Here is a 21,840-nt window from a genome sequence, read left to right as displayed (position 1 = left end):
ATAGACGGCTTTTTTATGTTAGTTAGAGCAGATGGCCTTTATACTGAGCGCATGCTACGCGTTTACAATTTTCTGAATTAACCATCTTCAAAAACCACTTTAAAAAAGCTTTCAATCTGAGTGCTTTTCATTAGATAAGGATTAAAGTCAGAACCTGCTGAGAAGCTTTTTAGGGCATATTCCTCATCTTCGACACTTTCCGTCAGGTGTTTGGTTACGAACCCATCCCACCGAAGCGCTTCTATTTCCTCCAGCTTAACAATATTAGGGAGAATCTTGAAATGCTCATCAACTATCTTCGCTAGAGCAGTATTGACAGCTGGTCTTGAACCTTGAATATTTTGAACAAAATAACCGTCATTGATCACAAGCGCTGAAACTAACCCACTTTCCTCAAAGTATCTTCGCCACTGCTCAAGAGCACGAGTCAATTCTATACCTGTTTTCATTTCGATGTTTTTACCGATATACGTTAGGCTAATCAGAACATGCTCGCCATGTCTTTTTCTATTTTCTGAAGTTTGACTTGTCGTTATGTGCATAAGAAAATCCATTTATATAATAGTTATATAAATTAATATACACTCTATTATAAGGTGTAATCAATAAAACTCTTGGTAATTGACCCGTTTCTTATCGTCTACACCTTAAAATAATACGACAAAAATAGGAATCACCAAAAAGCCGCCTACACACATATATAGACGGCTTTTTTATTCTAACTATAATAAATAACTATCCTAAGAGACAAATACTTAAGAAATAAATATCTAGGAAATAAATGCAGCGCATTTAAAATTTATTAGATTCAGTATCTTCAAATACCGCCTTCAAAAAGCTTTCAATCTGAGTACTTTTCATGAGATAGGGATTGTAGTCAGAACCTGCCGAGAAGCTTTTTAGAGCATACTCTTCATCTTCAATGCTTGATGTTAGATGCTTGACTAAAAACCCATTCCATTGACGCGACTCTATTTCCTCTATATTAACAATGTTAGGAAAGATGCTTGAATGCTCGTCAAGTATTTTTTCTAAAGCAGTATTAATAGCAGGCCTTGTTCCTTGAAAACTTTGAACGAAATAACCTTCACTAATAACCAAGGCTGAAACTATATTATTTTCTTCAAAATATCTGCGCCAATACTCAAGTGCGCGAGTCAGCTCAATTCCCGAATCTAGGTCGACATTTTTGGCGATATATGTCATATGGATAAGAATATGCTCGCCATGTCTTTTTCTATTTTCTGGAGGTTGGCTTGTCGTTATATGCATAAGAAAATCCATTTATAAAAAATTAATCCAAATTGATAGATACTTTAAAATAAAATACAATCAATAATATTTTTAGCTTCCAATGACTCTTTATAATCTATCATGACTTTTTTCTGTGATGACATGAGATTTTAGTGAGATAATATACCGGCATCTATCAGAGTACAATTGTACTATAAAACCAGACTCAACCAGTGCAATATCATTATTCTAATAACTATAATGTCTAATCTGTATTTTCCTATAGTCCTGCCTCTACCCTAGCATACGACTGACCTACACTTATGAATTGCGTCAAATGCTGCAAGTATCAGGCCAATCGTTGTCTATTGACTAAGCTAGCACATCTTATAGATAGATGGCACTTAGCTTACTACCATGAAAAAGCCGCCTACACACTACATAGACGGCTTTTTACGCTGACTAAAGTGCCCAATCGACTAATACCGACCCATCTCAATTGTCGTCTCAGCAGTCATCATATCGCCCTGCCATGACTGCACATCTATCGTATACAAATGATCTTTACCGCCTGAACAGGGTGGCTTGTATGCGCCGCGGATATCGCCCTGACGGCTACGGTATTCAGCCACCATCTCTACACCGACTGGCACTTCATAAGTGTGACCAAACACGCGTGGCACCTCGACACTGGTTTTGCCCTCTGACAATGCGTAGCTGACAATTCCATGCCCGCCCTTTTGCATACGTTTGTTACTCACATCGTTATAGACAAAGACTAAGCTATCAGCTCCATCAGGAATGTTTGAGACCGTCATACTCGGCGTGGCTGGGCTTTTGCCACCATAATCTAGACACTGTTGGCCTTCAGGTATGTGATCAGCATTCCACATCTTATCATTGAACGTAACATCCATCGCAAAGGTACTGGTAGACAAAGCGACTGCACTTAAGGCGACCACTTTTTTTAAGGTAAAAACTTTCATAAGCATTCCTTTAGACAGTTGGTGTATTAGCGCAGACAAGAAATGTCATTCTTTGACCAATCATAAAACTTGTAAAACATAATTAATGATAACTTTATAATAGATAATTATTGTTAAGTTGCTTGTATCTTTTAAAGAGTTTTGTTAATCCTTTGAATTAAAAAGAAATAAGATTCAGAGTAGTAGACCTATCTCAGCTCACCAAGCAAGATCATCTATGGGTACGTTACCTTATAGCTATGGTCTTCCTTCACGTGGTTATAGTAGTATTTAGGTCACTGACCCCTGAATAAAAAATAATAGGATCATCATGTTTGTTGAAGATAAAACGGCCACAGAAATTATGGCTCAGAGCACACCCATACCTATGCCCAAAATCATATTTTTTGATATCGATGATACGCTCAGCCGCAACGGTATTATCGCTGAGCATAACCAAGCGACGTTGAAGCAGCTTGCTGAGACTGATATCAAACTAGTGATATCAACAGGACGCTCCAAAGCAATATTGCCAGATGACATCTTAGCGTTGCTAGCGTCAAATATGCTAGATGCTATTATTTGTATGAATGGACAATATAGCTTCGATAATAATGGCCGAATTAGCCATTACCCGCTGTCCACAGAACAAACGGATAAAATTGCAAACCTGTGCCTAAAAGGCGACTTTATCCATAAATTTGATTCAGCGACTCATATCGCTTGGTCAGGTGAAAACGAGCGTTTGCGTGAGTTCAATGCCATCACGCCCAACTCTATCGTTGCCCCTGATTACTATAAATCAAACACGGTGTATCAATGTTCTGTTTTCTTCAATAGTCAAGAAGACAAAATGCAAGACATTGACTTTGCTCAATACGATCTAAAACTGGTACATTGGCATCATATTGGCGCCGATATATTGCCAATAGAAGCATCCAAAGCACGAGGTATTAAAGATGTGTGCAAATACTATGGTGTAGATGCAAGCGAGTGCATGGCATTTGGTGATGGTATGAACGACCTAGAGATGTTTGATCTGGTCGGGTTTGCCGTGGCGATGGGCGATGCGCAACCCGCGCTGATAGAACGTGCTGATTTCGTCACTGGGACGATTGAAGAATATGGCATACAGACAGTGCTTGATCAGTTGAAAACAGCGTCATAAGAGTACCTATGTAAATAAAGCCATTGACGTTTATTTAAAAAAAGCCCTTGCTAGGTCACTAGTAAGGGCTTTTTATTGTCAGTATATTTTCTATAATCATCTAATTATTGTGCTGGGTAAAACGTCTCTGAACCTGGACCAACTGGCAAACCAAGTACAAACACCCAAATGCAGAATAGAATAATCCAACCAACTAAGAATGCAATAGAATAAGGCAACATCATTGCCATCAATGTACCGACACCCGTATTTTTCTTATAGCGAATCGCAACTGCCATAATTAAGCCAAAATAGCTCATCATGGGCGTAATAATATTGGTGGTCGAATCACCAATACGATACGCTGCCTGTATCATCTCCGGCGCATAACCCGTTAGCATCAGCATTGGCACAAATATCGGTGCTGTCACTGCCCACTGCGCAGACGCCGAACCTAGCATCAAGTTAACTACCGCACATATCAAGATAAAACCCACTAACAAGAATGGTCCAGTCAAACCAATATCATTTAGGAAAGTCGCACCAGATACAGCCATCACAGAGCCAAGGTTTGACCAGTTAAAGAATGCGGTGAACTGTGCGGCAAAGAACACTAAGACGATATAAATACTGAGCGAACTCATCGCATGACTCATCGCATCAACGACATCTTGATTGTTTTTCATGCTACCAGTGATTTTACCGTATATGTAACCTGGTATGGCAAAGAAAACAAAGATAAAAACGACAATCCCTTTTAAAAATGGCGAGCCTGATATTAGACCTGTCTCGGCATTGCGCAAGATACCGTCTACTGGTACTACCGTCCAAGCAAGTAATAAGCAGAATATCAACATGCTAATACCAGCCCACATAAGGCCTTTTTTCTCAATGGCAGACATGTGCTCAGCTTTGGTATCTAGCACCGAAGGATCATCAGCATCAGTCGGGTTATACTTACCTAAACTTGGCTCAACGATCTTTTCGGTCACGAAATAACCCAGACCACTAATCAAAAAAGTACTGACCACCATGAAATACCAGTTCGCTTCTGCTCCAACGGTATAAGCTGGATCGATAATACGTGCCGCTTCTTGGGTAATCCCTGATAATAGAGGATCAACCGTGCCGAGTAATAAGTTGGCACTGTAACCGCCAGACACGCCAGCAAATGCTGCAGCTATACCAGCCAAAGGATGTCGACCAAGTGAGTGAAAGATGACTGCTGCAAGCGGTATCAACACTACATAGCCAAGCTCAGCGGCTGTGTTCGACATAATACCTGCGAATACAATGGTAAAGGTCACCATTTTTTTTGGTGCATTTAGTACCAGTCCGCGTAGTGCAGCGGATATCATGCCAGAACGCTCAGCGATGCCGACACCGAGCAAAGCGACTAGCACCGTTCCGAGTGGTACAAATCCTGTAAAATTGGTCACTAAGTTTTCAACAATACGTGCTAAACCTTCACCGTTTAACAAGTTGACAACTTCGATCATACCATCGACGCTACGCCCTTTAGCGCCTTCTGGTCGTGGATCAATTACCGATACACCAAAGTAAGACAATACGGATGACAGCACTAGCAAAAATACTGACATCCATACGAATAAAATCACAGGGTGTGGTAATAGATTACCGAGCCATTCCACCCCTTTTAAAAATCGCTGCATGCGAGAGTTTTGTTCTGCTGCATCAAAATTATCGTGTGGCGGACTGCCATTTGGCGAATTACTTCCTTGCATAGCCCATTACTCCAATCAAAATTTAAGCACAGTGGATGTACTTAAGGTATATGAAAAAATTGATAAAAGAATGAGATTGAAACATAGTTGGGAATTAGAAACAAACATTTTTGTATTACCAAACAAAAAGTTTGTAACTATGTGCAACAAACAAATCACAAGCGTTTAAAAATGGATTAGCAAGAATAAAAAAACGATAGATCGAAATACATCCAATCTATCGCTAATAAGTAATATATAGAAATTAAACAAGCATTAAAACCACATCATCGACTATAAAATTATGAGCAATGTACACTAGCATTTTAGTACTTAAGACTTACCTGCTACCAAACCATAAACCCAGCTACCAATCTTATAAAACCCTACAACGATAAAAATAAGCACTACTGCTGCTAGTACGTAAGCCAGCCAATTAGGCACGCCACTCAACCAACCAATCGTAAATGTCAGACCCATATAGGTTTCAACAGGCCAATTCACCATCGGTATCGGTGAGCCAGAATTAAGCAATGTTATAAAGGCAACTATAGCCAGCGTAGCGGTAACGACTCCAGCACCTTGACGAGTATTCATTTTATCCCTTCTACAAACCCAATCAAACGTTAAGGCATCGGTTAAGGCGTCAGTTAAGGCATGGTCAAGCCACCGTCAACAGCGATGGATTGCCCTGTGATGGCTGAACTCAAGTCAGACGCCATTAGCAATACGGAATTGGCAAAGTCAGCTACTGAGGTCGCTTGACGCAGTGGTGTCGTAGTAGCGATATAATCAAATACCTCTTCTGTAGTCAAGCTACTCGCATCAGTCGTCTTTAAGAGTCCGCCTGCCAGCAGATTGACACGGATACCATACTGCCCCAATTCAGATGCTAAGTTACGTGTCAGCCCGATTAGCGCTGATTTAGCAGTAGTATAATCGTAATAGGTGACCACTGGATTATAGACAAGGTTGGTTGAAATATTGATAATCTTGCCCATTTTCTGCGCTTTCATCTGTGGCAATACCGCTTGCACCGTATTGACTGCACCCTTAACGATGCCATCCATCTGCTGAGAGAAGTGCGCCCAGTTAACCGTTTCTATACTGGTGTAATCCGCACTAGGATTGAACTGGTAACTCGGTAATGCATTATTGACCAATATATCAATCGCACCGAAATGCTCAATCACTGCCGCTGCCATTGCTTGCATTTGAATTGCATCAGTCACATCCCCTTGATAAGCAAAAGCTTGCCCGCCTATAGCCTTAATATCAGCCACTACCGCTTCGGCGGCATCTTTACTATTCAGGTAATTGACACACACATTGGCCCCTGCTGCGGCCATCTGTTTAGCGATTTGTGCGCCAAGACCACGGCTAGCACCTGTGACAATAGCAACTTTGTCTTTGAGAAGCATTGGAATCGCTGCATTTGTTGAGTGGCTATGAGTCATAAGGTTACATCCTTTATTATTATGTAGCGCGCCATGAGAAGATATTTTATGGCACAGTCATTATAAATTCGCACTTATCATAGCATGATTATATACCGTCATTAGGTTGAGCAAACCTAACCTTATATCTCGTATCAAGCCTCTATTATTAACGGAAAATTAGCGCTTCATCACAGCGACTCGCATCGATTGCCTTAATTGCCCTTTAAATCACTGAAACAAATAGCCATAATAGTGTAACTATCTATATTAAGTAGCATTTATCAATCGGTATTTTTCACTGATTGACATCATTCTTTGTTTAGGAGAGATATTTTGACCCGTTCATCACCCCGTTCGTCATCGAGCATGTCGGCTCGTATTGGCCGTATCGTACCAAAAGCACTATTGACCATGGCTGTCGGCTTTGCACTTGCCAGCTGTAGCAACTCTGACAATGCAGCTGCTGATGGCAGTACCACTGCGAGCAATGAGACTCTTAACTTATACAACTGGTCAGAGTATATGCCGCAAGAAATTCTTGATGGCTTTGAGGAAGAGACTGGTATATCGGTTAATTACACCACTTTTGATTCTAACGAAGCGATGTATGCCAAGCTGAAACTTCTCGATGACTCTAGCCAATATGATTTGGCTATTCCATCGACGTATTATGTCGAAAAAATGGCAAAAGAAGGCCTATTACAAGAGCTAGATAAATCTAAATTAAGCAACTTTAAAAATCTAGATACATCATTTACCAATACCAAAGTAGACCCAGAGAACAAGTACTCTATCCCTTATATGTGGGGCAGCACTGGTCTAGCGATTAATGGTGATAGCGTCGATCCTGCGACGGTAAATAGTTGGAATGACTTATGGCGCCCTGAGTTTAAAGGTCAAGTCATGCTGATGAATGACATGCGCGAAGTGTTTGGCATGGCACTACTCACGCTTGGCTACTCGGGCAACAGCACCGATCCTAAAGAGATTGAAGCAGCTTATAATAAGCTCACGACCATAATGCCAAATGTAAAAACCTTCAACTCAGATGCCTCACGTATGCCGTATATGGAGGGTGAAACTTCAGTGGGTATGACATGGAATGGCGAAGCGGTAATCGCCAATGATGAAGGTCTAACCAGCTTGGTTTATAAATATCCTAGCGAAGGCGCAATCTTATGGATGGACAACTTTGTCATTCCAAAAAACGCCAAACACGTTGATGCCGCGCATAAATTTATCGACTACCTATTACGCCCTGAAAACTCGAAAATCGTTAGTGAAGAGATTGGTTATGCCTCACCAAATATTGCAGCACGTGAAATGATGCCAGATGATGTGAAGAACAACCCAACTATATACCCTCCTCAAGAAGTATTGGCCAAAGCTGAGTTTCAAGAAGATGTCGGTGATGATGCCTTGCAGCTTTATCAGCAGTATTGGGATAAGCTAAAAACGGGACGTTAGTTACTGTTTTCTCCTTCGTTCTGAAGATCGAAAAGATAAATAAGATCAAAAAAACGCTGACTTTAGATAGTCAGCGTTTTTTTGCGTTATAAATGCAAATCTCCCTCTCCGCCCTGCTCTTTCATTCTACGCTGCTCACGGCGTTGATAGCCAAGCCCAGATGCCGCATACCATTGTGGCTTAGTCGTTTGTAACAACTCACTCATCTGCTGTAGTTGAGTCTGTAACGTTTGAGTCAACCAAAAGTACCCCTGCCATTCAAACGCTAGATGCTTGACACTTGGATATTCTGAAACAGCAATACGAGTAATGGGTCGGAACACTTCATCACTGGGACTGCGCAATACTGCTGCTATGTGCTGCATGGCTTGTGTCAGTTCACTCTGATAATGTATCAATAAGATATGATTGTCATCATCGATTTCAATGTTTGCCAAACGTGGAGCGGCACTCAATAACAAATCAATGGTGCCGATGATATTACGGTGAGTACGTTGAATGGTCTCCAGCGTTGTCTTGTTAATGCCTGATTCACTGGCAGTCGCCGCGATATGCGGGCGAACGGCTAACAGACGCTTATTAATCTGTTGTAATGCGTTGACCAACGTCTGATTTACAGGTACACCGTCATCAGGAAAGACAACGGAGTTGGGCTTTGTATTCACGTTGTCTGGGATATCATCAGTCGCGTCATCAATATGCTTGCCCACACCAGCATACAAGTTGCTACAGGCATCGAGATTACTGCTCAATAGAAATCGCCACATCAACGTCGATTTCAGTGGCAAGATAAGTGTCACGGCTACCGAAACGCCCGTACCTAATAAGATATTCAGCGCACGATAAATCCCGTCTTGACTCATATTGCTTTGCCCCAAATTTGAGACAATCATCAACATCGTGATACCCGTCAGTAGACCTGTATAACCAAGCTTTCGGACGGCTAAATAACCGATGAAGCCACTCACCAAACCAATCAGCGCATAATAGACCCATGTCCATGCATTCACACTGTCGCTAAACCACAGAATACTAAAAGCGGCGACAATACCTAATAGCGTACCAAGTATCCGCTCTTTAGCTTTCGTATAAATAGCACCTTGATACTGCAATAGACCTAAAATGATGAATACGGTGATGGTCGTCCATTCACCATGTGGAAAACCAGTAAGGACATTGACTAGCAAGGCCAATATTACAGCCACACCTAAGCGTATAGCATGCAAAACATCTGCATATTGATAACGGACGTAAGGCTCAACAAACGGAGCAGACACACGCTGCCAAAGGATTGATTTCACGCAAGGTTACTCTTTTTAGTTGATAGGCAGGATGAATGATAAAAACCATAAGTTACTAACGGACATGCTAGCAGCCGCGACTCTATTTACAAAGTAATAATCAAAAAAAACGCCTCTTGCCTATCGAAAGACAAAAGACGTTCACGTTCAGAGTTCACTGATATCTAACTGAATTTAGATAAAGCTAACTACACTTCTAAGAAATCCAATATACCTTCAGCAGCCTCACGACCTTCCCAAATAGCGGTCACGACTAGGTCAGAACCACGTACCATATCACCACCTGCAAATATTTTAGGATTGTTGGTTTGGAACTTAAAGGTTTGCTTTTCTGCTGCCAATACTCGACCTGAGCTATCCATTGAGACTTGCTGCGCTTCAAACCAATCAGCAGGGCTAGGACGGAAGCCGAACGCCATAATAACTGCATCACAAGGGATGATTTCTTCTGAATTAGGAATCGGCTCAGGACGTTGACGACCACGGTTGTCTGGTGCACCTAGATGCGTAGTGACGACCTTCACCCCATTAACCTTACCGTTCAAGCCAATAATTTCAGTTGGCTGACGGTTAAATAAGAACTCGACACCTTCTTCGCGAGCATTGACCACTTCGCGGCGTGAGCCTGGCATATTTTCTTCATCACGGCGATACGCACAAACCACTTTTTCAGCACCTTGACGAATACTGGTACGGTTACAGTCCATCGCTGTATCTCCGCCGCCTAGCACAACCACTTTTTTGCCTTTAAAATCGATATACTCTTCAGGGTTCTTTTCCCAATCATTACAACGATTCACATTAGCAATTAGGTAGTCTAGCGCATCATATACGCCTTCTAACTCTTCTCCAGCAAAACCGCCACGCATATACGTATAAGTGCCCATACCCATAAACACGGCATCGTACTCGCTTAATAGCTCATCAATGCTGATATCAGTACCGATTTCTGTCTCAAGACGGAACTCCATCCCCATGCCTTCAAAGATGACGCGACGATTGCGCATGACATCTTTTTCCATTTTAAATTCTGGAATACCAAATGTAAGCAAGCCGCCAATTTCAGGACGCTTATCGAACACAACTGGCTTCACACCGTTTCTTACTAAGATATCTGCACAACCGAGACCCGCTGGCCCTGCACCAATGATAGCGACTTTTTTGTCTGTCCAAACCACATCAGACATATCTGGACGCCAGCCAAGGGCAAACGCCGTGTCATTGATGTATTTTTCGACATTACCAATCGTCACAGCCCCAAAGCCATCGTTCAATGTACAGGCACCTTCACACAAGCGATCCTGTGGACAGACGCGTCCACATACCTCAGGCAACGTGTTGGTACGGTGACATAACTCAGCAGCTTGAAATATCTGGCCTTCAGTTGCCAGTTTCAGCCAGTTAGGAATGTAATTATGTACTGGGCATTTCCATTCACAGTACGGGTTTCCGCACTCAAGACAACGATGTGACTGCTGTGCCACCGCTTCATTTTCAAATGGTTTATAAATTTCGACAAACTCTGTCGAACGGGTTGCGATGTCTTTTTTGGTTGGCTCAAGACGTGGTACATCTAAAAACTGAAAACTATTTTCTAAGCGTTTTGCCATGATGCTATCTCTCTATAGTGGGCGGTGACAGCCTTTGATGACTGATTCATTTGACATATAAGATATGAATATCATTGCTGTCACTTACCTGCTTAAAACTTGTGAGTTAAAACGTATCTTAAAATATATCGGCTATCGTACTATTGCGGATCAGCCATTGTCGTTTTAAGAAGGCTTGCAATGTTCGCCGCTTTTGGTTTTACCAAGTAAAACTTACGAACGTAGTGTTCAAAGTCATCTAATATCGTCTGACCCCATGCACTGCCTGTTTTAGCTACATGCGTTTCAATCACTTGTTGCAAGTGGATGCGATGTTCCTCAGTTTGCTCACTTGAGATACGGTTAAGATCGATCAGCTCATGGTTGCAACGGTCAAAGAAATCGCCATCCATATCTAGTACATAAGCGAAACCGCCCGTCATACCCGCCCCAAAGTTAAGGCCTGTACGTCCAAGGATGGTGACAATGCCACCTGTCATATATTCACAGCAATGATCGCCAGTGCCTTCGATGACAGCATGCGCGCCAGAGTTACGAACACCAAAGCGCTCGCCTGCCGTACCCGCTGCATACAACTTACCACCTGTTGCACCATATAGACAGGTATTACCAATGATGGCGGTATCTTGCGCTGTAAAGACTGAGTCTTTTGGTGGATAAATGACAATCTCACCGCCTGCCATGCCTTTACCGACATAGTCATTGGCATCGCCTTCGAGCTCAATATTTAGACCACCTGCATTCCAAACACCCAAACTCTGCCCTGCAGTACCAGTTAGATGCAATCTCACCGGCATGTCACTCATGCCAAGATTGCCCCATACTTGCGCGATTTCACCAGAAATACGGGCACCGATAGAGCGATCACAGTTACCAACATAATAGCTATAATCACCGCCTATTCCTTGACGAATATTGAGTAGCATATCACTAACCATTTGTTCAGCTAGCAAACCTTTATCAAATGGCTCGTTGCGCTCTACCTGACAGGTTTGTGCTTTACCAGCACTCGCTGGATGACTAAACAATAACGGCGTTAAATCAAGATGACGCTGTTTATCAGTGTTGCCTTCTAGCACTTCAAGTAAGTCAGTACGCCCGACCAGCTCTTCCATACTACTAACACCAAGTGCCGCTAACCACTCACGAGTTTCGGTCGCCACAAACTTGAAAAAGTTAATCAACATCTCAGCTTCACCAATGAAATGCTCATCACGTAACTTAGCTTTTTGAGTAGCAACGCCTGTTGGGCAGTTATTCAAATGACAGATACGTAGATACTTACAACCAACCGCAATCATCGGCGTAGTACCAAACCCAAAGCTTTCTGCACCAAGAATGGCCGCTTTGACCACGTCAAGTCCTGTCTTTAGACCACCATCGGTTTGCACACGTACTTTATCTCGTAGTCCATTGACCCGTAGCGACTGGTGAGTCTCTGCCAGACCTAGCTCCCATGGTGAGCCTGCATGATGGATAGAAGACAGCGGAGAGGCTGCTGTGCCACCATCATAGCCTGAGATGGTAATTAGGTCAGCATAGGCTTTTGCCACGCCTGTGGCGATCGTACCAACGCCCGGACGTGATACAAGCTTAACCGATACCAAGGCATCAGGATTGACTTGTTTCAAATCAAAAATCAGCTGCGCCAAATCTTCGATAGAATAAATGTCATGATGCGGTGGCGGTGAAATCAATGTGACGCCCGGCACTGAATAACGCAAACGTGCAATCAGAGCATTGACCTTGCCACCAGGCAGCTGACCACCCTCGCCCGGCTTAGCACCCTGAGCAACTTTGATCTGCATGACTTCTGCTGAGCGTAGATACGCAGGTGTTACCCCAAAACGTCCAGAAGCAATTTGCTTAATCTTCGAGTTACGCAACGTGCCATAACGTACTGGATCTTCACCGCCCTCACCAGAGTTTGAGCGACCACCGATGGTGTTCATTGCCATAGCAATTGATTCATGCGCCTCAGGTGACAATGCACCTAGTGACATGCCAGCGGAGTCAAAACGCGTCAGGATTTTAGAGATATCTTCGACATCGTTTACATCGATAGAGTTCTCAGTTTTTAACTTTAACAAGTCACGTAAAGTGGCGACTGGACGACTATTGACCAGATCTGCATAGCGGCGGTAGTTTTCATAGTCACCAGTGCGTACAGCCGTATGTAAGCTGTTGATCACGTCTGGGTTAAAGGCATGGTACTCTTTATTAAAGACAAACTTGAGTAGACCACCTTGATCGAGCGGTGCACGACGCTTAAAGGCATTGGCTGCCAATTGCGCTTGATCTGCGGCCAAGTCAGCAAAGGTAGCTCCTTTAATCCGGCTTTGCACGCCTTTGAAACATAAGCTGACCACTTCTTCTGAGAGGCCAACTGCTTCAAACAACTGAGCAGCACGGTAAGAAACAATGGTAGAAATACCCATTTTTGATAAGATTTTTAGCAATCCTTTATCCAAGCCTTTACGGAAATTAACCCGCGCCTGAATCGGATCGCCGAGCAGCTCACCAGTTGCCACCAAATCATCGATAACATCATAAGCCAAGTATGGATACACGCAGGTCGCGCCAAAGCCAATCAATACCGCTACTTGATGTGAGTCACGAGCCAGACCTGTCTCGATGATTAAGTTAGCATCGGTACGGATACCTTGACCAATAAGATAATGATGCACGGCACCCGTTACCATAATGGCGTTGGCCGGCACTTTATCCGCATCGATGTCTCTGTCAGACAACACGATTAAAGTATTACCAGCACGAATAGTAGTTGCCACTTGCTCACAAATAGCGGTGATGGCTTCTGATAACTCTAGAGTACGGTCATAGTTCAAATCAATACGAGCCATCTTGAACGCTGGATCGTCCAAGGTTTCGAGCTGCTGCATCTTGCTGGCTGACAATACTGGCGATGACAAGATAATACGATGAGCGTCTCGCGCTGACGGCGCAAACACATTGGTCTCAGCACCCAAGCAAGTCTGTAGCGACATGACAATGGATTCACGTAATGGATCAATCGGTGGATTGGTCACCTGCGCGAACTGCTGACGGAAGAAATCGCCGACATGACGAATCTGCTGTGACAGCACTGCCATTGGCGTATCATCACCCATCGAACCAACAGGCTCTTGACCATTTTCGGCGTTAGGGCGAATGATTTCAGTACGCTCTTCATTGGTGATGTGATACATTTTTTGCAATGTTTTTAGCTGATCGCCGCGACATGATTGCGCTGCTAACTCTTCTTCTAGGCGCTCGTCATCACGGATACGGGTCGCTTCTTCGCGTAACCATTTACGATATGGATGCGCTTTTTTGAGCAAGGTAGCAATGGCTCTAGTATCTAAAATCTGACCTGTTAGTGTATCAATGACCAGCATCTGACCTGGACCGACACGCCCTTTTGCTAGCACATCTTTAGGGTCATAATCCCAAACGCCAACTTCAGAGGCGACAGTGATATAGCCATTCTTAGTCGTTACCCAACGTGACGGACGTAGACCGTTTCTATCGAGCATACAGACGGCATAGCGTCCATCTTGAATGACCAGACCAGCAGGGCCATCCCACGCTTCCATGTGCTGCGAATAGAACTCATAAAAGGCGCGCAAGTCCATATCCATGCTATCGACGTTCTGCCATGCTGGCGGTACAAGTATCGACATTGCATGGAATAAGTTCATACCACCTGACATAAGCACTTCAAGCATGTTATCTAAACTTGATGAATCAGAACCACTGCTATTTACCAACGGTGTCAATTCATTCAAGTTAGGCAGTTTGTCTGATTTTAACTTTGGCGTACGGGCTTCAGACCAGTTACGATTACCAGTAATGGTATTCAATTCACCATTGTGAGCGAGATAACGGAATGGCTGTGCTAATGGCCAACGCGGTAAAGTATTGGTCGAAAAACGTTGATGGAACACCACAATATGTGACGCCAAACGCGCATCTTGCAAATCTAAAAAGAACGCTGGCAAGTCTGATGGCATCACCAAACCTTTATAGATAATAGTCTGACAGCTCAATGAACAAACATAGAATAGTTCATCATCAATCAGTTGCTGCTCTGCTTTTTTACGTGCTACAAACAGCTTACGGTTAAAGTCATCCGCAGCCAAATCATCAGGGGCATTGACGAATATCTGTTTGAAATCCGGTAATGTCTCACGGCCAATCTCACCAACGATACTAAGGTCAAGCGGTACGTCGCGCCAGCCAGCAACCTCTAATCCTTGTGCTGCAATCTCATCACTTAGCACTTGCTGGCTATGCTTGGCTTTAGCCTCATCTAAATTGACGAACACCATACCAACGGCAAAGTTTTCAGTAATTGCTAATTGTTGCTCAGCAGCAATCTTTCTAAAAAACTCAGTAGGCGTGGCCAGTAATAAACCACAACCATCACCAGTTTTACCATCAGCAGCAACACCGCCACGGTGGGTCATACAGCTTAGACTATGAATAGCTGTTTTTACCAAATCATGACTGGCTTGCCCTTCAATATGAGCAATCAAACCAAAACCACAGTTATCAGAAAAGTCATCTGGCGTAGCCAGGTGAGTTTGCGAGGAGATCATTGACATAGCTGGTCCTTTTGAGTAAACGGGTTGCCTATATATCCAATGCGGCACATAAGCTAGTCCCCGTAAGCAGAACGGGCTGATAGTTAATATTCGTATATCGGATTCAATAAATGATGCAACGCTCATAGACATAATGCGTTAAGAGTGTCAAACCTTCGACTCTTTTAACGGATAGCATCTGTCTCAATAAATAATTAGCGTCTTAATAGATAGTAAGTAATTGCCGTTGGCAGCGAGAGAAAGTACTGCCCTGTATACCAATTACCTAGTTACCAATAACGTCATATCGTTATCTTGAGTATCGCTTGTTATTAAACCCCGTCCAGCACTTAAAACCAATTAGCTGAATAGTTAATAACAATGCATTTGATTAATCTTGAATATCTGACGCTCTGTATTCAAGCGCGTTATCAACCCTAATAAAGGGTGACAATAAGAGAGGTTGCTACACTTGTGATCGCTTGAATATGCATAACAAGTAGCAGCGCTTGAGCCAAAATAATTAGTAACCTATTTTATAAATAGTGGGATTTTACTAATTGACTGTTAAATAAGTAGTTTTTACGATAACTATACAGAACGTCGCCCACAGTTATATTAGTTAATGATGACCAAAAAATCTAGTCTTTTCTACGGATTCATCAACCATATTTTGTAAGAGAACTTATTACTATTGGTTATAAGACAACTAAAAACTGTGTGCAAAACTTAATGTGAAGTAGCTATTACTATGTTTGGCTGAAGTAATTAATTTGAGCTTATCCCATCAAAGCCCTTATTTTTGATGTTAATAGAATGCTATATAACGCGCCATAAAAAACCCACTAATTATTCGTTAGTGGGTTTTTAAATTATAATGATAATGATAATGAAATATTAATTACTTTTGGCTTCTATCAGTGCTTTTATGCTGTCATTACCATTTTTAGGAGTGTTGGCATTAGCAGTTGTGTTACTAGAATTTGCACTATTAGCCGTACTCGGCGTCTTAGCTGCTGGTATTACTGGTGACTTTGGCGTAGCAGCTGGTGGTTTCGGTGTTGGCACTACTGGAGGTTTTGGAGGAGTGGTGTCAGCACCTGATGCAGGCTTTTTGTTATCCTGTTCAGCTTTGCTAGTAGCACCGTCATCTTTCGTCGTCGTAACAGACGATGACTGCTCTTCGTTCACCACAGTACGCTGTTCATTAACAGATAAGGTGTCAGAGGTATCCGCTGACTGACGAATGCTTTCAGTGCCATTTGTATTGCTTTCTGCGGTTTCAGCAACTGGTTTTTTCTGACGTACTGGTACTTCACGCTTAGTCGGTTTTAAGTCAATAGAGCGAGTACGTTTGGTGCTCAAATCTTTCATTGGATCAGCACGCGTGTAGTTATCGATAATACCAACATATCGATTAATTTCTTCTGGTAACACACGCACATCAGCAGGTAATCTAAAGTCGATAAGCTTGGCTGCTCCAACCGCTTCCTGTGGACTACTCATCAGTCCATAAGTCAGCATATAACGCATTTGCTTTTCATCATCGAGATAACGGAAATAAGCAAATTTGTTACGGTCTTTGCGACCTTCTAGATAACTAATAATCACATCGTTTTCAGCGACATTCATCACCTGTACAGTCCATTTACCTTTATTGGCCAGCAGATAACCCTTGTCTTTGAACTCATCGGGATAATTACGCAAATCTTGAATCGCTGCATCAAAACTGAGTGGCTGTACATCCGTATCTAGCTCATGCAACGATTCAATTTTTAAAGGTTGCTCAAGCTCAGTACTCAGTGTTTCCGGTGCAGATATCGGCGCATTTTCAATTTTGGCACCCATCGCTGGCGTTTGACTAAACATCCAAATCAGAGCCGTTAGCACGCCTAATAACAAAGTGACTACCAGCCAGATCAATGCTTGACGTCGATAAGATTGGCTAGCGCTATGCGGCGTCGGTCTTAATGCTGCCATGGGAATATCCTTGGTAAAAATAAAATTGACTGCATTAAATAGATGCACAGGTCATTAGCATTACTGTGAATCAGCTCTTATAAGCGCTTAATTTCAGTATGCACTTATGAAAGCTGATTTTTTGATACATTATACGCTCGATTGCGATAACACTTCTGTCAGAAGCTGGGCATCAAAATCATCGGTCAATACAGCCTTACCCAGTGATTTTAACAAAATAAGGCGAATTTGTCCTTGTTTCACTTTTTTATCATGCCCCATCAGATTTAAAGCAGTCTGTGTATCAATAGGTGGTGCGGTAGTGGGTAAATTTGCCAATGTTAAAATACGTTTAATACGAGCGACTTCCTCGACCGTTAACCAGCCAATTTTTTGTGACAGCTCGGCAGCTTGTAACATACCTGCAGCAACAGCCTCACCATGCAACCAATTACCATAGCCTTGATGCGTTTCAATCACATGACCAAAGGTATGACCAAAGTTCAACAACGCACGCACACCGGACTCTCTCTCATCTTGTGCAACCACGTCCGCTTTATACTGACAACAACGCTTGACCGCCTCGCCAAGTACAGCCAAATCTAATGCCATCATTGCAGGTAAGTTTTCCTCAAGCCAGGTTAAAAATGCCTCATCCATAATGAGCGCATATTTGATGACCTCAGCCAACCCTGCTGATAGCTCACGAGCAGGCAAAGTTTTGAGCGTACTCATGTCAGCAAGCACCATTTGGGGCTGCCAAAAAGCGCCAATCATATTCTTACCCTGAGAATGATTGATACCCGTCTTGCCACCCACACTTGAATCCACTTGCGACAAAAGCGTCGTTGGAATCTGGATGAAATCCACCCCACGCATAAAGCTTGCTGCAGCAAAACCTGTCATGTCACCAATGACGCCGCCACCCAACGCAATAAGCGTGACGTCTCGATTGAAATGCTCCGCCATCAATGCATCATAAATTTGGTTGATACTGGCTTGATCTTTATATTGCTCACCATCTGGCAGTACACAGACTCTAACCGTAAACTGCTCTGTCAACGCTTCTTCTAACGCACTTAGATACAAAGGCGCTACCGTCTCATTGGTGACAATCAGTACTTGGCGACCACTAATATATGGCGCTACCTGTTTTGCCATACTGCTATTATCTATCGCAGTGTTTTCAGTAATGACAATTGGATAGTCATGACTTTGCGTATGAACGGTCAAACCATCATGAAACAGTGGCATTGCCAACACTCCTTAAGCATTGTGAATGAGATGAAAGTCGCTAAATGTGAGTAATCATAATTGAGGTGCTATTGGTTTCTTATGACTTATGATTCATTTTCGTTATGTTCTGGCGTTATCGTCGCAGAGTTATTAAACGACGCTAATTGCTGTAAGAGCTGACTGACCATATGACGGGGATAAGTATGTCCGGTTGGCATAATAATATGGGCGACTTGACGATATAGTGGATCGCGTTTGCTATATAAGTCTTGCAGTATTTTTCTAGGATTAGGCTGCTGTAGTAATGGGCGTGATTTATCTTTAGCAGTACGGGCCATCTGCACATCAACGGGCGCATTTAAATAAACCACAATACCGCGTTGCTGTAAAAACGCTCTATTTTCAGCACACATAACGGCACCGCCACCAGTCGCTAATACGATTTGGTTTTTTTGGGTCAGCTCATCGATAGCCCGTGTCTCACGCTCACGAAAGCCTGCCTCACCTTCTTTAGCAAATATCCAAGCAATATCAGCGCCTGTTTGCGATTCAACATACCAATCACTATCTACAAAGGTGCGACCTAACTGCTTAGCAAGCAATTTACCGATAGTCGTCTTACCTGCTCCCATCGGTCCTACTAAAAACACCGATGGCAATTCCTCAACCATAATACTTACTCAGTTAAATTAGCTATCATACAACGTCATCGATATTCTGGCTAGTAATGAGGCCTTATTATTACCAGTCAAACTTGGCTAATAGTAAAAATAGGGCAAGAAAAAAGCAAGCGCTTAGGCTTGCTTTTTTCTTTTGTGAGATAACAAAGTATTAATTTTGCTTCACACACCTAATATCATCATTAGTCTAAACGACTAACACCATCATTAATCAGTTTAGTGGTGATGAAAATCAATAACTCTTCTTTTTCATTACTACGGGTATCTTTGCGGAATAAGCGACCAACATAAGGCAGATCACCTAAGAATGGTACTTTTTCTACGCCGTCAGCGATACGGTTTTTGAAGACACCACCAAGTACAACTGTTTGGCCATCTTCTACGATGATATTAGTAGAGATAGAATCTTCAGAAATGGCCACGGCGCCATTATAAACCGTTGGCGCGCCATTTTTGATGTTTAAGTTTAGACTGATTTTGCCATCAGGTGTGATGTTCGGTGTCGCTTCTAAACTAAGTGCAGCTTCTATAAAGCTAGTTGTGGTCGCACCACTTGCCGATGCTTCTTGATAGGCAATTTGCGTACCAGAAGAGATTTTGGCCGTTTGCTTATCTGCGGTCAAAATCTTAGGCGTAGAGATCACCTCACCACGATTATCCGCTTGCATGGCTGATAACTCAAGATCTAGTGTATAACCTGACAAACCAAGCAAACCAAACGCAATACTACCAGCAGGATTAGAAACCCCAAGATCAACGTTTAAATTATCAGGACGAGTAATATCGTATGAAACCGTACCAGCATCACTGTCTATGTCAAAATCTCTGAGATCCCATAAGGTTTGATCGCTACCACCAACCAATAAACTGCTGTTACTAGCAGCACCATCAGACAAGATACCCCAACTTACCCCAATTTCTTTGCTAAAGCTATCCGAAGCACTGACAATACGCGCTTCAATCATGACTTGACGAACTGGAACATCAATCTTTGCAATCAGTTTATGAATATTTTCAATACTGGCAGCCACATCTTTAATAATTAAAGTATTGGTACGCTCATCAACTGTTACTGTGCCACGATTGGACAATAAAGTATTATTGTCATTCGTATTGCTAGTAGAATTACTACTAGATGAGCCTTTACCCTGAGATATCAGCGTCAAAACATCTTGCGCTTTGGCATAGCTTAAACGAATGTATTCAGTGCGCAGTGGCGAATATGACTCAACTGCTTGCTGTGCTTCAAGCTCTTTCGCTTCTTGCTCAGCCAGTTCAGTAGCAGGTGCTACCAAAATTACATTGCCATTTTCACGCTTACCTAGATTCTTACTTTTCAAGATGATATCAAGCGCTTGATCCCACGGTACGTTGATAAGACGCAAAGTGATATTGCCAGAGACTGAATCATTAGCCACAATGTTCATTTCAGTAAACTGAGCTAGGATATCTAAGACACTGCGAATCTCAACGTCTTGGAACTCCATAGACAAAGGCTCACCACTATATACTCGCTCTTCAAGCGTCGGCTCACGTAATAACGCCGGCTTATTGATGCTAATATTTAGTTGATTGCCCGACTGATAGGCTTGATACTCATAATCTTCAGTCATATTGATAGTAATGACACCATTTTGACCTTGGTTTTTGGTATCAATACTATTAACAAGACCGCTATTAATATTCAGACGGCGTAATAGATTTCTTGGCACTGTACTACCAGTTAGGTTTACTACCAATTTATTGCCTTGGCGTTGTACGTCAACTGGAATGGCCTCATTAGTCAGGGCGATACTGACGTTACCACCACCATCTTTTCCTGCTGCAAAATTAACCGCACTCAAACCATCATAGCTATATTGCGTTCTTACTTGCGACGCAGCAAGTTGTGGACTTAGCAGTGGATTCACTCTGACAACCATCGTATCGGCTGGTACTTGATTTTTAGTCACAGTCTTATTGGTTGTATCAACAGCGGTATATGCGCTACTCGTCTCTACAATCGGTGTCGTTGTGATTGTATTATTAAGTACTTCTTGAACAGGGTCATTGGTCCTCAATGAACGGCTAGGATCAGTAATGGTCAATACTAAATCATTACCGTCAATCGTCGTCGTATAAGTGCCTGTCTGTTTTAAACCAACAATAAGGCGCGTGGTACTGTCACTACTTAAGGTAGTAACATCATTTACCATACCGATATTATATTCGCTAAAGCGGCTTGCAAGTCCATTTTGCACTTGTTCAAAATCTAGTACCAAGCGGCTAGGATCATCAAGCTGATAGGCTGCAGGCAGTACTGGCACGCCTGCAAATCCTAAACGTATTTGCGTTACTGCTGGAGCAGTTTGTACCACAGAGACGTTATTAATGCGCTGTGCAGCATTGGCACTGTTACTCACTGCTACCATGCTGATTGCCAATGCTGAAATGGCAAAAGCAGAAGTTACGCGGTTGCTCATCATCATTACCTTGTTATTGCGTACTGTCATTATT

At 42.7% G+C, this 21,840-nt stretch carries 15 protein-coding genes; 2 read left to right on the top strand and 13 right to left on the bottom strand.

The window, feature by feature from the left end; genetic code table 11:
• Nucleotides 1–77 precede the first annotated feature (77 nt).
• From I6E84_RS11745 to I6E84_RS11735, 3 genes are all read right to left on the bottom strand, one after another.
• The gene (locus I6E84_RS11745) at nucleotides 78–542 is read right to left on the bottom strand and encodes a BLUF domain-containing protein (RefSeq protein WP_197218152.1); all 465 of its coding nucleotides are present in this window, start codon (nucleotides 540–542) and stop codon (nucleotides 78–80) included.
• 250 nt (nucleotides 543–792) lie between these two features.
• Nucleotides 793–1,272, bottom strand: coding sequence for a BLUF domain-containing protein (locus I6E84_RS11740; protein ID WP_181416323.1), 480 nt, complete (start codon nucleotides 1,270–1,272; stop codon nucleotides 793–795).
• Between the two features lie 440 nt (nucleotides 1,273–1,712).
• Nucleotides 1,713–2,219 (bottom strand): hypothetical protein, encoded by a 507-nt coding sequence (locus I6E84_RS11735; RefSeq protein ID WP_197218150.1) that lies wholly within the window; start codon nucleotides 2,217–2,219, stop codon nucleotides 1,713–1,715.
• 310 nt (nucleotides 2,220–2,529) lie between these two features.
• Between I6E84_RS11735 and I6E84_RS11730 the strand changes: the two genes are divergently transcribed.
• Complete coding sequence (locus I6E84_RS11730; RefSeq protein WP_197218148.1) at nucleotides 2,530–3,366, top strand: HAD family hydrolase; 837 nt, start codon at nucleotides 2,530–2,532, stop codon at nucleotides 3,364–3,366.
• A gap of 104 nt (nucleotides 3,367–3,470) precedes the next feature.
• On the opposite strand, the gene I6E84_RS11725 is transcribed toward I6E84_RS11730, so the two are convergent.
• From I6E84_RS11725 to I6E84_RS11715, 3 genes are all read right to left on the bottom strand, one after another.
• Nucleotides 3,471–5,090, bottom strand: a complete 1,620-nt coding sequence (locus tag I6E84_RS11725) for an AbgT family transporter (RefSeq protein ID WP_197218147.1) — start codon at nucleotides 5,088–5,090, stop codon at nucleotides 3,471–3,473.
• A gap of 312 nt (nucleotides 5,091–5,402) precedes the next feature.
• The gene (locus I6E84_RS11720; protein ID WP_197218145.1) at nucleotides 5,403–5,666 is read right to left on the bottom strand and encodes a hypothetical protein; all 264 of its coding nucleotides are present in this window, start codon (nucleotides 5,664–5,666) and stop codon (nucleotides 5,403–5,405) included.
• A 53-nt stretch (nucleotides 5,667–5,719) separates the two neighbouring features.
• Nucleotides 5,720–6,526 carry a 3-oxoacyl-ACP reductase gene (locus I6E84_RS11715; RefSeq protein ID WP_227681485.1) on the bottom strand — a complete coding sequence of 269 codons (807 nt, stop codon included), beginning with the start codon at nucleotides 6,524–6,526 and terminating at the stop codon, nucleotides 5,720–5,722.
• A gap of 315 nt (nucleotides 6,527–6,841) precedes the next feature.
• On the opposite strand from I6E84_RS11715, the gene I6E84_RS11710 reads away from it, so the two are divergent.
• Nucleotides 6,842–7,975, top strand: coding sequence for an ABC transporter substrate-binding protein (locus I6E84_RS11710; protein WP_265090869.1), 1,134 nt, complete (start codon nucleotides 6,842–6,844; stop codon nucleotides 7,973–7,975).
• An 86-nt stretch (nucleotides 7,976–8,061) separates the two neighbouring features.
• Here the strand turns inward: I6E84_RS11710 and I6E84_RS11705 are convergent, their stop codons facing one another.
• The 7 genes from I6E84_RS11705 to pilQ all read right to left on the bottom strand — a co-directional run bounded on the left by I6E84_RS11705 (nucleotide 8,062) and on the right by pilQ (nucleotide 21,836).
• Nucleotides 8,062–9,276 (bottom strand): FUSC family protein, encoded by a 1,215-nt coding sequence (locus I6E84_RS11705; protein ID WP_197218143.1) that lies wholly within the window; start codon nucleotides 9,274–9,276, stop codon nucleotides 8,062–8,064.
• Nucleotides 9,277–9,464: 188 nt separating this feature from the next.
• Entirely contained in the window at nucleotides 9,465–10,886 is a 1,422-nt protein-coding gene (locus I6E84_RS11700) for a glutamate synthase subunit beta (protein WP_197218142.1), read from the bottom strand.
• 140 nt (nucleotides 10,887–11,026) lie between these two features.
• Nucleotides 11,027–15,490 (bottom strand): glutamate synthase large subunit, encoded by a 4,464-nt coding sequence (gltB, locus tag I6E84_RS11695; protein ID WP_197218141.1) that lies wholly within the window; start codon nucleotides 15,488–15,490, stop codon nucleotides 11,027–11,029.
• Nucleotides 15,491–16,366: 876 nt separating this feature from the next.
• Nucleotides 16,367–17,449, bottom strand: a complete 1,083-nt coding sequence (locus tag I6E84_RS11690; RefSeq protein WP_197218140.1) for a hypothetical protein — start codon at nucleotides 17,447–17,449, stop codon at nucleotides 16,367–16,369.
• 129 nt (nucleotides 17,450–17,578) lie between these two features.
• Nucleotides 17,579–18,682 carry a 3-dehydroquinate synthase gene (gene aroB, locus I6E84_RS11685; protein WP_197218139.1) on the bottom strand — a complete coding sequence of 368 codons (1,104 nt, stop codon included), beginning with the start codon at nucleotides 18,680–18,682 and terminating at the stop codon, nucleotides 17,579–17,581.
• A gap of 86 nt (nucleotides 18,683–18,768) precedes the next feature.
• Nucleotides 18,769–19,335 (bottom strand): shikimate kinase AroK, encoded by a 567-nt coding sequence (gene aroK, locus I6E84_RS11680; RefSeq protein ID WP_197102250.1) that lies wholly within the window; start codon nucleotides 19,333–19,335, stop codon nucleotides 18,769–18,771.
• A gap of 191 nt (nucleotides 19,336–19,526) precedes the next feature.
• Nucleotides 19,527–21,836, bottom strand: coding sequence for a type IV pilus secretin PilQ (pilQ, locus tag I6E84_RS11675; protein WP_197218138.1), 2,310 nt, complete (start codon nucleotides 21,834–21,836; stop codon nucleotides 19,527–19,529).
• Nucleotides 21,837–21,840: the final 4 nt, after the last annotated feature.

Origin of the sequence: Psychrobacter sp. SCQQ22 (assembly GCF_015864605.1) — a bacterium.
In the GTDB taxonomy this organism is placed as follows: Bacteria; Pseudomonadota; Gammaproteobacteria; order Pseudomonadales; family Moraxellaceae; genus Psychrobacter; species Psychrobacter fozii.
This window is presented reverse-complemented; position numbering and strand designations above follow the sequence as displayed.

Bases quoted from the DNA above. Each gene is read 5' to 3' on its own strand.
- I6E84_RS11745 (WP_197218152.1), bottom strand. From the start codon at position 542: ATGCACATAACGACAAGTCAAACTTCAGAAAATAGAAAAAGACATGGC.
- I6E84_RS11740 (WP_181416323.1), bottom strand. From the start codon at position 1,272: ATGCATATAACGACAAGCCAACCTCCAGAAAATAGAAAAAGACATGGC.
- I6E84_RS11735 (WP_197218150.1), bottom strand. From the start codon at position 2,219: ATGAAAGTTTTTACCTTAAAAAAAGTGGTCGCCTTAAGTGCAGTCGCT.
- I6E84_RS11730 (WP_197218148.1), top strand. From the start codon at position 2,530: ATGTTTGTTGAAGATAAAACGGCCACAGAAATTATGGCTCAGAGCACA.
- I6E84_RS11725 (WP_197218147.1), bottom strand. From the start codon at position 5,090: ATGCAAGGAAGTAATTCGCCAAATGGCAGTCCGCCACACGATAATTTT.
- I6E84_RS11720 (WP_197218145.1), bottom strand. From the start codon at position 5,666: ATGAATACTCGTCAAGGTGCTGGAGTCGTTACCGCTACGCTGGCTATA.
- I6E84_RS11715 (WP_227681485.1), bottom strand. From the start codon at position 6,526: ATGACTCATAGCCACTCAACAAATGCAGCGATTCCAATGCTTCTCAAA.
- I6E84_RS11700 (WP_197218142.1), bottom strand. From the start codon at position 10,886: ATGGCAAAACGCTTAGAAAATAGTTTTCAGTTTTTAGATGTACCACGT.
- gltB (WP_197218141.1), bottom strand. From the start codon at position 15,490: ATGTCAATGATCTCCTCGCAAACTCACCTGGCTACGCCAGATGACTTT.
- I6E84_RS11690 (WP_197218140.1), bottom strand. From the start codon at position 17,449: ATGGCAGCATTAAGACCGACGCCGCATAGCGCTAGCCAATCTTATCGA.
- aroB (WP_197218139.1), bottom strand. From the start codon at position 18,682: ATGCCACTGTTTCATGATGGTTTGACCGTTCATACGCAAAGTCATGAC.
- aroK (WP_197102250.1), bottom strand. From the start codon at position 19,335: ATGGTTGAGGAATTGCCATCGGTGTTTTTAGTAGGACCGATGGGAGCA.
- pilQ (WP_197218138.1), bottom strand. From the start codon at position 21,836: ATGACAGTACGCAATAACAAGGTAATGATGATGAGCAACCGCGTAACT.